We start from the raw sequence: 4,409 nt of genomic DNA, 5'->3' as shown, positions 1-4,409 counted from the left end.
GGAACTACATCAGCCTCACCCGAGCATCATGATCAGCAACTCATGACACATCTATCGGGACTTCCCCTTGACACATGTACCGGGACAGGACAGTTCGACGCTGACGGTAACTGTCCAAGATTGACAGTCGCTCCACGCGGTGAGCGCCGCGATGCCGCATCCTGCTGACGGCGAGGGCGCGCCGGGCCCGATCGGCCGTGACGGCGAGAACGGCCGCCGGAGGGACACCGGCGGCCGTTCTCGGGTGGTTGGTCATCGGGTCTCGCCCCGACCAGCCGGAGGAGATGGCACAAGCTTGCCTGCGGATGGGGCCCACCGATCTCAGGCGAACGGTCCGACCTGGGCGGACGGGCGGGTCCCGTGTCCGGACGTGGGGGTGGAATCAGGGTCCGCGCACGGCGTGTCGGTGTAACGCGATTCGGCCCGCCGACGCTGCCCCACCTGCCCGGTCCGCCTGCACCCCGGCCCCTGCCGCCGGCACCCGGACCCGACGCTCGCGCCGTTCCGGATCGGCCCGTTCCTGAACGCGCGCTCCTGTCGCGCCGCACTCGGCCTTCCCAAACCGGTGAGCGCCAGATTACATTGCTACTCATCCATGGGAGCGCTCCCGGGCCTGCTGGAGCCACTCTGCCACCACCGCCGGCAGCCGTCCACCCCGACGCGTCCGCGTCGACGCTGCCTGCCCCGTACGACAGGAGCAGCCGCATGCACCACATCAGACGGCCGGGCCGCGCTCGCGGCGACGATCCCGGCCGACGCGGCCACTGGTCGCGTCGTCTCCGCAGCGCCGGTACGGTCCTCGCCGCCGGACTGACGCTGGCGATCGGCGTACCGGCGGCCGGCGTCGCCGCCCCGACCAACACCGCCCCGACCAACACCGCCCCGAACAGCACCGCAACCAGCAACGCCGCAACCAGCAACGCCACGTCGAGCGGTGCAGCCGCCGCGCCGGCGTTCAACTACGCGGAGGCGTTGCAGAAGTCGCTGCTGTTCTACGAGGCGCAGCAGTCCGGGAAGCTGCCGGACTGGAACCGGGTCTCCTGGCGTGACGACTCGGCGTTGCGGGACGGCGCGGACGTGGGGCTCGACCTCACCGGTGGCTGGTACGACGCCGGTGACCACGTGAAGTTCGGCTTCCCGATGGCGTTCAGCGCGACGATGCTGGCGTGGGGCGCGGTTGAGTACCGGGCCGGGTACGTGGCGTCGGGCCAGCTCACCCACCTGTTGAACAATCTGCGGTTCGTCAACGACTACTTCGTCAAGGCGCACCCCTCGCCGAACGTGCTGTACGGGCAGGTCGGCAAGGGCGACGACGACCACAAATGGTGGGGTCCGGCCGAGGTGATGCCGATGGCGCGGCCCGCGTACAAGATCGATGCGAGCTGTGGCGGCGCGGACCTGGCGGGTGAGACGGCGGCGGCGATGGCCGCGTCGTCCATGGTGTTCCGGCCCACCGACGCCGCGTACGCCGACAAGCTGCTCACCCACGCGCGGCAGCTCTACACGTTCGCCGACACGGTGCGCAAGAGCTACCACGAGTGCATCACCGACGCGACCAGCTTCTACCGGTCGTGGAGCGGCTACCAGGACGAGCTGGTGTGGGGCGCGATCTGGCTGTACCGGGCCACCGGTGACGCCACCTACCTGGCCAAGGCGGAGAGCGAGTACGACAAGCTCGGCACCGAGCCGCAGACCACCACCCGCTCCTACAAGTGGACGGTGGCCTGGGACAACAAGCAGTTCGGCGCGTACGTGCTGCTGGCCAACCTGACCGGGAAGCAGCGCTACGTCGACGACGCCAACCGGTGGTTGGACTTCTGGACCGTCGGCGTGAACGGGGAACGGGTGCGCTACTCCCCCGGTGGGATGGCGGTGCTCGACTCCTGGGGCGCGCTGCGGTACGCGGCCAACACCGCGTTCGCCGCGCTGGTCTACAGCGACAAGACCACCGACGCGACCCGCAAGGCCCGCTACCACGACTTCGCCGTCCGGCAGATCAACTACGCGCTCGGCGACAACCCGCGCAACTCCAGCTACGTGATCGGCTTCGGCACCAACCCGCCGAAGAACCCGCACCACCGCACCGCGCACGGCTCCTGGTGGGACAGCATGACCGTACCCACCGAGACCCGGCACACCCTCTTCGGCGCGCTGGTCGGCGGGCCGTCGTCGCCGAACGACGCGTACACCGACAACCGGTCGGACTACGTGATGAACGAGGTCGCCACCGACTACAACGCCGGTTTCACCTCCGCGCTGGCCCGGCTCTCCCAGGAGTACGGGGGTACGCCGCTGGCCGGTTTCCCGGGTGTCGAGCGGCCCGACATCGACGAGCTGACCGTGGAGACCACGGTGATGCAGAACGAGACCCGGGCCACCGGCCTCAAGGTGATGATCTACAACAAGTCGGCGTTCCCGGCGCGGGCGTTGACCGACGCGAAGTTCCGCTACTACTTCCGCCCCGATGGCACCGGCGCGGTGCAGGTCACTCCCGGCTACACCCAGGGCTGCCCGGCACCGAGCACCGCCAAGCAGGCCAGCGGTGACCTCTGGTACGTGGAGGTCGACTGCACCGGACAGACCATCGCGCCGGCCGGTCAGTCGCAGCACCGGATGGAGGTGCAGTTCAAGGTCGGGGTGCCGGAGGGCGGCACCTGGAACACCGGCAACGACCCGTCGTTCCAGGCCACCGCCGGGCCGAACCGCAACGTGCCGTTGTACGCGGGCGGGGTCCGCGTGTGGGGCGTCGAGCCCACCGGCGACACCGACCCGCCGCCGGACCCGGACGACACCGTCGCGCCGACCGCTCCCGGCGCGGTGACCGTCTCCGGGATCACCGCGACCGGAGCCACCCTGACCTGGGGTGCCGCCACCGACAACGTGGGCGTCACCGGGTACCGGATCTACCGTGACGACGTGCTGGTCACCACCGTCACCGGCACCACGTACGCGGCGACCGGGCTGACCGCGCAGACCACGTACCGCTTCCATGTGGTGGCCGTGGACGCGGGTGGCAACGTCTCGCCGCCCACCGCGAAGGTGTCGGTGACCACCTCGGCGCCGCTGCCGACGATGCCCTGCCGGGTCACCTACGGCACCAACGACTGGGGCACCGGCTTCACCGCGAACATCACCATCGCGAACACCGGCACCTCGACCATCAACGGCTGGACCCTGGCGTTCACCTTCCCGAACAGCAGCCAGCGGGTCGGTCAGGGTTGGGGGGCGACCTTCCAGCAGACCGGCGCGTCGGTGACCGCGACCAGCCTGTCCTACAACGGCACTCTCGCGCCGGGCGCATCGACAAGCATCGGTTTCAACGGTACGCACACCGGCAGCAACCCCCGACCGATCAGCTTCACGGTCAACGGGGCGACCTGCACCGTCGCCTGATCCCGGGGCGGTGTGGCCGGGCCGACGTGCTCGGCCACACCGCCCCTCCATCACGCGCCGACACCCCGATCGGTTCACCATCAGTGCAGATTGTGTGAACATCCATAAGATCCACCCGTACGCCGCCCGCTCCCGTACCCATCGGCACCCCTGTCGACCTGGGAAAAGGAGCTGAACGATGAGCGGACGACACCGTCGGACACGCCGGACACGCCTGCTGGCCCTGGCGGCGGTCGGGGTGGTGGCCCTCGCCGGGCTGGCGATCGCCCCGATGACCTTCGCCGCCGAGGCACCCCGCAACACCTGCCCCGACCTGGAGGTCATCGGCGCACGCGGCACCACCGAACGCCCCGGCCTCGGCATCGTGCTGACGCCACTGGCCCGGCAGATCACCCGGGACCTGCCGCAGACCGTCCGCACCACCCCGCTGGACTACCCCGCCTCCGGCAACTACGTCGCCAGCGTCCGACAGGGCGTCGCCGAGGTGCAGCGGGTGATGACCGCGACCGCCGCGCAGTGCCCCGGCACCCGCTTCGTCCTGATGGGCTACTCCCAGGGCGCCGACGTGATGGGCGACGCGCTGGCCGGCACCGGCAGTCGACTGGGCGGCCGCACCGGACTCCCCGCCAACCTCGCCACCCGGGTCTCCTCCGTACTCCTCTTCGGCGACCCCTCCTTCACCGCCGGTGAACCCTTCAACGTCACCGACGGCCGACGCTCCGGCATCTTCCCCCGGGGCGCGGGGCAACTGAACGGCTTCGCCAAGCGCATCCAGTCGTACTGCAACGCCAACGACCGCTTCTGCCAGGGCGGATTCAGCTTCGCCGCACACGTCAACTACCAGGGCTTCCACCCCCAGGCCACCCGCTTCGCCGCCACCCGCGCCACCGCCGACGCCCCCCGCTGACACTGCGGCTTGTTCCACCTGCGGGCGCCGCTGCGGCCCGCCGCCGGACCCGGCACTCCGGACGCGGCACTGCTGCGGGTCCCGGCGGCGGCGCGGGACCAGGCGCAGC

2 protein-coding genes are annotated in these 4,409 nt (G+C 70.4%); both read left to right on the top strand.

Features of this window, described 5'->3' with window-relative positions; translation table 11 throughout:
- The first annotated feature begins 705 nt into the window (after positions 1–705).
- Positions 706–3,393 (top strand): glycoside hydrolase family 9 protein, encoded by a 2,688-nt coding sequence (locus ABT008_RS06125; protein ID WP_350694039.1) that lies wholly within the window; start codon positions 706–708, stop codon positions 3,391–3,393.
- Positions 3,394–3,571: 178 nt separating this feature from the next.
- Positions 3,572–4,300, top strand: coding sequence for a cutinase family protein (locus ABT008_RS06120; RefSeq protein WP_350694037.1), 729 nt, complete (start codon positions 3,572–3,574; stop codon positions 4,298–4,300).
- Positions 4,301–4,409 lie beyond the last annotated feature (109 nt).

Source organism: Micromonospora sp. NPDC002389 (genome assembly GCF_040296095.1).
Lineage (GTDB): Bacteria > Actinomycetota > Actinomycetes > Mycobacteriales > Micromonosporaceae > Micromonospora.
The sequence above is the reverse complement of the archived record's forward strand: the minus strand, read 5'-3'. Positions and strand labels throughout refer to the sequence as shown.